This is a genomic window from Marinobacter sp., assembly GCF_052091845.1.
In the GTDB taxonomy this organism is placed as follows: domain Bacteria; phylum Pseudomonadota; class Gammaproteobacteria; order Pseudomonadales; family Oleiphilaceae; genus Marinobacter.
In genome coordinates this window covers 51,056-57,656 of record NZ_JBQDCO010000019.1, presented here as the reverse complement: position 1 = coordinate 57,656, position 6,601 = coordinate 51,056, and the positions used below count along the sequence as shown (strand labels likewise).

The following is a 6,601-nucleotide window of genomic DNA, read 5'->3' as shown; positions in this document are numbered from 1 at the left end:
TTTCTGCCAAGCTGCCGATTTCACGCTGGCAGCGCGACCTGACCGACTCCACGGTACTGCGCAACCTGGGCGTGGGTTTTGCCCACAGTTTGATCGCCTATGAGGCTACTCTCAAAGGTCTGAACAAGCTTGAAATCAACCCCGCACGCCTGGATGAAGACCTCGATAAAGCCTGGGAAGTGCTTGCTGAGCCAATCCAGACGGTGATGCGCCGCTACAACATCGAGAAGCCCTATGAGAAGCTCAAAGCCCTGACCCGTGGCAAAGCCATGACGCCGGAAGTAATCAGAAGCTTTGTAGAAGGCCTTGAGATACCTGAGAGCGCGAAAGCAGAACTGATGGCCCTCACACCAGGCAACTACATTGGCAACGCGGTTGACCAAGCCCGTAACATTTGAACTGAGGACCTACACGCATGGACATGCTTGGCGGACTGTCGCCCTCTGAATTTCTAAAGGATTACTGGCAAAAGAAACCGCTGGTCATCCGCCAGGCATTTCCCGGGTTCCAGTGCCCTGTTGATGCAGATGAACTAGCCGGCCTTGCCTGTGAAGAAGGTGTGGAATCGCGCATCGTTATAGAGAATGAGAGCGGCAAGCCCTGGCAATTGCACAACGGCCCTTTCTCTGAAGAGCGCTTCAGCCAGCTCCCTGAGCAAGACTGGACACTCCTTGTTCAGGGCCTGGACCACTGGGTGCCAGACATAGCAGACCTGCTCGAACATTTCCGGTTTGTGCCCAACTGGCGTCTTGATGACATTATGGCAAGCTATGCACCTAAAGGTGGCAGCGTCGGCCCACACTACGACCAGTACGATGTTTTCTTACTGCAGGCACAGGGGCACAGGCGCTGGACGTTTGGCGGCCATTGCGACGCCACCTCGCCGAGGGTCGAAGGCACGCCTCTGCGTATTCTCAACAACTGGGAAGGTGAGGAGACCGTGACACTGGAACCGGGCGACATGCTGTATTTGCCACCCGGCATTGGTCATCACGGTGTGGCTGAGGACGACTGCATTACCTTATCAGTCGGCTTTCGCGCGCCCACCATCGACGACTTGCTTACCGGGTTCACCGATTTCCTGTGCAATCAGCCAGACGCCGCGGATCACCTGAATGACCCGGACCTGCAGGTTCAGGATAACCCGGGCACTATCGCTCCTGAGGTGATTGACCGGCTGCAAGCTGTGCTGACTGAAAAGCTCCAGGACAAACGCCAACTGGCGTTGTGGTTTGGCCAGTACGCTACAGCACCCAAAAGCCTGGAAATTGTGGCGCCTGCCGAGGAACCTGCCTCCCATGACACGGTCGCAGCGGCCATACAGGCTGGCGAGCAGCTGCGCTGGAACGAAGGTTCCCGTTTTGCGTATCATGAGGAAAACGGGCAAACCGCTCTGTTTGCCGACGGTGAGCAATTTCTTCTCAGCGGAGAGGCTCGCCCACTGGCTCCTTTACTGTGCGCCGGTGCCCGCGTCGATATGGGCGCACTGGCCCGGCTTGCCAGTGAGCCGGCGTTGCTCGGCTTGCTTACAACTCTCTATAATCAGGGCTCTGTGTATTTCGAGTAATGACATGACCATTCGGATTCGAAAATACAGCTGGCAACTTGCCCCGCAACAGATCTGGAGCATCCGCAAAAAGGTATTTGTGGAAGAGCAAAAAGTGCCTCCCGAGTTAGAATGGGATCACACCGACGAAATTGCGGATCATTTTCTCGCGGTGCTCCCCGACAACACCCCGGTAGGCGCGGCCAGACTGTTCTCAACCCTGGGTGAAACCGGCCACATCGGGCGCATGGCTATCCTGCCCGAATTTCGCGGCCGCGGCATTGGTGAAGCCATGCTACGGCACCTCATCAGCGCATCCGCAGGGCAGTATCAGGAACTGAAGCTCTCGGCCCAGCAGCATGCCGTTGCTTTCTATCAGCGCGCGGGGTTTCATGTTTGCTCAGAACCCTACTATGAAGCAGGCATTCTCCACCTGGACATGCGCTGCCTGGCCCCCGCGCTGCTTGACGCACAAACGAACGCCGGGCGGCGGTGTCCTATGATATTGGGCGAGGATGCGCCCTCCTGGCTCTTCGAAGACGAATACAGCATGCTTGATCTCATGGATTCTATGGTCGGTCAGGCAAGCCGACGGTTGCGGCTTTATGACCGGGCACTGGACCACGATCTGTATGATCGCCAAAGATTCAGGGAGTTGATATCCGGCCTTGCACGGCGGCACAGATTTAGCGAGATTCGCTTGTTGATCCATGACGAGCAGCCACTTGTAAAGCGACGTCATCAACTGGTAGAGCTTATGCGCAGGCTGCCCAGCCGTATTGAGCTCAGGCTAATCAACCGTGACTACCCCCACGAAGACCAGCCTTTTGTGCTCGCAGACCGGCAGGGCGTGGTGCTCCGGCACGGTTTTTCCGGGCCCTCCGGCTTTGCAGGGTTCGCCGACAGTGGCCGGGTAAAGCTACTGTCGGAAAACTTCCAGCGTATGTGGGACGCCGGGCGCCACTCGCTTGAACTGCGCGAATTACCGCTGTGACTGATGCGCAAACGGTGTATCGGCAGACTCAAAACGGGCACCAAAAGGCGCGAACTCCACATCAACTTCTTCTGCAACACCGGAAATGAGCCGGCGCAGCCATTGATGGTCTGCGTTATGCTGCAACAGTGGGCTCCAGGCCATTTTCAGCTCAAAAGGTGGAATCTCAAAGGGCGGAACCTTCACCACAAGGTTGGCGTTGTCTTTTTGCAGCCAGGCCGCCCGGGACGGCAGCGTGGCTATAAGATCGTGTTGCTCCGCCAACAGCATAGCTGACTGATAATGCCGGGTGAACACCGAAATCTGGCGCTGCCGTCCCATTCTGGAAACCGCCTCATCCACCCAGCCAAGACGCTGTACGTCTTTTGGGTTTACCCCGACACCCACACCAAAACCGGTTTTACTGACCCATATGTGGCTGGCATCCAGGTAGGTATCAAGCGTAAACGGTTGCTTCAGTATCGGGTTGCGGGCGTTCATCAGGCAAGCGAAATATTCGATCCAAAGGGTTTTCTGGTGAAACGACTGAGGAATTTTGTCGAAGCGGTTAATAGCCATATCAAGGCGTCCCTGCTCCACATCCAGAAAACTCACATCACTTGGAGTAAGCACATCCAGGGTGACATTTGGAGCTTCCTGACGAATTCGCCGCAGTACCCTGGGCATCAAACAGGATTCAGCGTAGTCACTAGCCATGATGCGAAACACCCTTTGGCTTTCCAGGGCGGCAAACGGTGTTTTCTCCTGCACCGCCTGTTCAATGTCTGACAGGATACTGCGCACCAGGGGTTGTATTTCGCAGGCCCGTTCAGTGGCCGTCATGCCCGCACTGGTTCTTACCAATAATGGATCGCCAAACAGGTCACGTAATCGGCGCAAGCTGTTACTCATGGCAGGTTGGGTAATGCCCAAATGGTTCGCGGCCTTGGTTACGTTGCGCTCGCGCAACAACACATCCAGATAAACCAGAAGGTTAAGGTCAATGCGAGAAATATCCATGAATCACTCCTGGGCACAATCAAAACCATCAGCGGCACCTGACCGCGCACACCATTCACCTGCACAATATACAGGACAGCAACAATTCATAAAATAAATAAGTGAAACGAACTTTCACATTTGATTTCAGTTTCAATGCCGTATTTCTGCTAATCTTTCTGCGACTTGCCGAAAAACAGGCATACCGAACCAGAATTCTGACCAGGCTATAATCTGCCCTAAAAAGCTGGAGTCGTTACCTAAAAAATGAATACCACTACTATCATTCTTGCTTTGGCGACCATCGTCCTGATTTCGATCGCTGTTCTTGTTGTCAGCCAGATGCGCGAAAAGGCGAGAATTGAACGTGTTCGCCGAACGACCGCTTTAGAGGATAACTACAAGCGTTGCGCTAGCCTGCTTGCCGGGCTCCCGGGTCAGTACCTGACTAGCGAGATTAAGTTACTTTTGCTCAAGCGTATGGAAGATATCTGCAACGACTTGTCCGGGCTTAAATCCAACCTGCCCGTTGAGCAATGGCGAGAATCAGCTTTACAGTTAAAAGCACTGATACAGGAAAACCGCGAAGAGGTTCAATCAGTCAAAATCGACTCATTAGACAAAGCAAATGAGGTTAAAGAGCTGCTTCAAACTCTTTTCAAGGTGATTGAAGCCATGCACAAAAGTGGCCGAATCGATAGCAAAACAGCCCAAAAGAACCTGAAATATATCCTGTTTTTGGTACACAAAACCCACGCAGACCTGCACGTGTTCCAGGCCCGCGATTTTATCCGTCAAAATGAGATTCGCAAGGCTATTCACGCCTATCATCTGGCCAGCGCAGAAATAGGCAAGTCCAAAGACAATCCGCTTGCTATGAAAGCCGTAAAAAGTTTTCGCACCCGCATAAAGGAGTTGGAAGCCAGGGTTGCAGGCGGCGAAGACACCAGTTCCGAATTCGATTCACAACTTGATAAACAATGGGACAATTTTCTTCACGATGACGATTGGAAGAAGAAGGCCGACTACGACGATTGAAAAGTTAATCCGGACACCAAACCGGATCAGGAACAGAGATTGTAACACTTGTGAATAGCAGCTTCAGAAACCGGCTCTCATACCGACTCACCCGCAACACAGTGCTGATCGCCATGGTGTTGGGCCTCATTCTGAACCTGGTACAAATAACCCTGGATTATTTCGGCGCCCAGCGTTCCATGGAGGAAGATATTCAGGCGCTGGTTGAAATCAGTCACAGCCCAGCCTCCCAGATTGCCTATAACATTGATGTGCGCCTGGCAGAAGAATTGCTGGATGGTCTTGTCAGGCACCCTGCAACTATTGATGCCAGAATCATCGATAGCGAAAACGTGACCATGGCTGCGGCCAGCAAGAGCAGCCCGGTATCGCCCTATCGCTGGATCAGTGATGAATTGTTTGGCTCCAGCCGGGTTTTCAGTAGAGAGCTGCACGTATCACAACTCAACAACCTGCCTCTGGGCGAACTGGTGGTAACCTTTGATACCTTTCATTACGGCTTGCAGTTTCTGGAGCGTGCCAGTTACACACTTATCAGCGGGCTTCTGAAAAGTCTTGTTCTTTCCGCTTCGCTGCTCGGTATTTTTTATCTGATTATCACACGCCCGATGCTGAGTGTTATCAAAACCCTAAATCAGTTCAAAGCAGACTTACCAGAAAAAGTTCGCCTGCTTGTTCCGGCAGGCCACCAGCATGACGAAATAGGCACAATGGTGGGCGTTATTAACCAGCACCTTGAAACCATAGATTCCACCCTGATACGGCTTCGCTTAGCTGAAAGTGCCATGAAGAACTATTCCAGCGAGTTGGAACAGGACGTTGAAAGCCGAACCCGGGAAATATCAGAAAAAAACCAGGCGCTACAACGGGGCAACCGGGCGCTGGTAAAAGCCAAAGAAGACGCCGTGCGCAGAGCCAAGTCCCGGGCAAATTTTTTGGCCAGCATGAGCCATGAAATACGCACTCCACTGAACGGTGTACTGGGAATGCTAGGGCTTGCGCTGGAGGGCGAGCGGGAATCTTCCAAGCGTCAACAGCTTGAAATCGCCATATCTGCAGGGGAAAGTCTGCTTGGCATACTTGATGATATTCTGGATATTTCAAAGGTAGAGGCCGGCAAGCTCAACCTTGAGAACATTTCATTCGATATGCACGGCCTGATAGCCGAATGTGCAACGCTTTACGCGCAACAGGCTCACAGGAAAGGCGTTGAACTGATTGCAGAGATAGACTCAGGATTTCCGAGCTGTTTTTCGGGAGACCCGACCCGGATTCGCCAAATTATTAACAACTTACTCAGCAACGCCATAAAGTTTACCGATTCCGGATATGTGCGTATCACAGCCCACTACGCCGGTAGCACTCTGACCTTCGAGGTGGCCGACACAGGTATCGGCATGAGCAAAGAGGGCCTGCGGCGGATATTTTCACCCTTCTCCCAGGCAGATACGCAAACAACACGCTTGTATGGCGGCACAGGCCTGGGGCTTGCCCTTTGCGGCCAGCTAATTGAACGCATGCAGGGTGAAATCAAGGTTGAGTCCAAGGAACAGGAAGGCACCCGGTTTACCGTCATGCTGCCCCTGCCCGTATACAGCGAACTGAATACAGCCCCTCCTCAACAGAGAGCTAAACCCACCGAATTGCCAGAAAACAGCCCCCAACCACAACGATCACTCCGCATACTGTTGGTTGAAGACAACGAAGTAAACCAGATGGTAGCCGGTATGCTCTTGAAAAAGATGGGGCACCAGGTAAACACTGCCGCAAACGGCCAGCTGGCTATGGAGACGTTGGAACATCAGCGTTATGACCTGATACTGATGGACTGCCAGATGCCTGTTATGGACGGCTATGAGACCACGCGCAAAATCCGCAAAAACCCCGAGTGGAACGACCTGCCAGTGATAGCCGTTACCGCCAACGTGATGCAGGGAGACAGGGACGCCTGCTTTGCCAGCGGTATGAACGACTATATAACCAAGCCTTACAATCGCAAGAAGCTGAGTGCGGCCATTACCCTTTGGGCGCCTCCCCACTAGGCG

Annotated in this window: 5 protein-coding genes and 1 pseudogene; 5 read left to right on the top strand and 1 reads right to left on the bottom strand. The window is 53.1% G+C overall.

From position 1 onward, the window contains the following. From ACTHYN_RS08255 to ACTHYN_RS08245, 3 genes and pseudogenes are all read left to right on the top strand, one after another. Positions 1-398, top strand: a pseudogene (locus tag ACTHYN_RS08255) (adenylosuccinate lyase); the annotation flags it as partial. Between the two features lie 17 nt (positions 399-415). Continuing rightward, positions 416-1,567 carry a ribosomal protein uL16 3-hydroxylase gene (locus tag ACTHYN_RS08250; RefSeq protein WP_441811974.1) on the top strand — a complete coding sequence of 384 codons (1,152 nt, stop codon included), beginning with the start codon at positions 416-418 and terminating at the stop codon, positions 1,565-1,567. Between the two features lie 4 nt (positions 1,568-1,571). After that, positions 1,572-2,540: a GNAT family N-acetyltransferase gene (locus ACTHYN_RS08245; RefSeq protein ID WP_441811973.1), complete on the top strand. Its 969-nt coding sequence runs from the start codon at positions 1,572-1,574 to the stop codon at positions 2,538-2,540. On the opposite strand, the gene ACTHYN_RS08240 is transcribed toward ACTHYN_RS08245, so the two are convergent. Then, positions 2,529-3,539 (bottom strand): LysR family transcriptional regulator, encoded by a 1,011-nt coding sequence (locus tag ACTHYN_RS08240; RefSeq protein ID WP_441811972.1) that lies wholly within the window; start codon positions 3,537-3,539, stop codon positions 2,529-2,531. The two genes, ACTHYN_RS08245 and ACTHYN_RS08240, sit on opposite strands and share 12 nt — an antisense overlap. 246 nt (positions 3,540-3,785) lie before the next feature. On the opposite strand from ACTHYN_RS08240, the gene ACTHYN_RS08235 reads away from it, so the two are divergent. After that, on the top strand, positions 3,786-4,556 hold the full coding sequence (locus ACTHYN_RS08235; RefSeq protein ID WP_441811971.1) for a hypothetical protein: 771 nt from the start codon (positions 3,786-3,788) through the stop codon (positions 4,554-4,556). A gap of 50 nt (positions 4,557-4,606) precedes the next feature. Then, entirely contained in the window at positions 4,607-6,598 is a 1,992-nt protein-coding gene (locus tag ACTHYN_RS08230; RefSeq protein WP_441811970.1) for an ATP-binding protein, read from the top strand. Positions 6,599-6,601: the final 3 nt, after the last annotated feature.